The organism is Methylobacterium sp. WL103 (assembly GCF_008039885.1).
In the GTDB taxonomy this organism is placed as follows: domain Bacteria; phylum Pseudomonadota; class Alphaproteobacteria; order Rhizobiales; family Beijerinckiaceae; genus Methylobacterium; species Methylobacterium cerastii.
On sequence record NZ_VRUX01001037.1, the window covers coordinates 1 to 896 of the forward strand.

Annotated in this window: 1 pseudogene; it reads left to right on the forward strand. The window is 68.6% G+C overall.

What is annotated here, in order from left to right:
- Positions 1-88 precede the first annotated feature (88 nt).
- A pseudogene (locus tag FV222_RS27600) lies at positions 89-896 on the forward strand (IS630 family transposase); the annotation flags it as partial.

Genomic DNA, 896 nt, shown 5'->3' on the forward strand with positions numbered 1-896 from the left:
ATCTCATACCAATCGGCGCTGACGCGGACTCACGGGGTTTCGCATTTGCGTCGGATCTGATTCGATTGGGCGAACCGGAGGGTTTGCCATGTCTGCCGCCATCCCGCTGCGAGACGATTTTACCGCTTCCGAGCTTCGGCAGGTGGCGAAGGCCAGCCGGGATGCCGGCCAGAGCCGGCGTCTGCTGGCGCTGGCGGAGATCTACGATGGCGGGAGCCGCACGGACGCCGCCCGGATTGGGGTGGTAGGCCTTCAGACGATGCGCGATTGGGTCCTGGCCTTCAATGCACACGGGCCGGACGGACTGATCGACGACAAGGCGCCGGGCCAGGCGCCCAAACTGAGCCCCGAGCAGCGTCGGGCTCTCGCCGCCATCGTGGAGCGCGGCCCCGATCCGGACCGGGACGGCGTGGTGCGCTGGCGGCTCAAGGATCTGGCCGCCTGGATCCAGGCCAGCTTCGGGGTGAGCCTGGACGAGAGTTCGGTCGGTCGCGTGGTCAAGGCGCTCGGCTTTCGCAAGCTCTCGGCGCGTCCCCGGCACTATGCTCAGGACCCGGCCGCGCTGACCGCGTTTAAAAAAACCTGCCCGCCGAACTGAGCGCGGTCCGGGCGCGGCTGCCGCCGGGCACGCCCATCGAACTCTGGTGGCAGGACGAGGCCCGCGTCGGCCAGAAGAACACTCTGCCGCGCCGCTGGGCGCGCCGCGGGACACGGCCCGCAGCCCCCAAGGATCAGCGAACGGAATACGCCTACCTCTTCGGGGCGATCTGCCCCGAGAAGGGCAAGGGCGCCGGCCTCGTCTTGCCACGGTGCAACGCATCAGCGATGACCGCGCACCTCGAAGAGATCAGCCTCGCCGTCGATCTCGGTGCCCATGCCGTGCTGATGCTCGACGG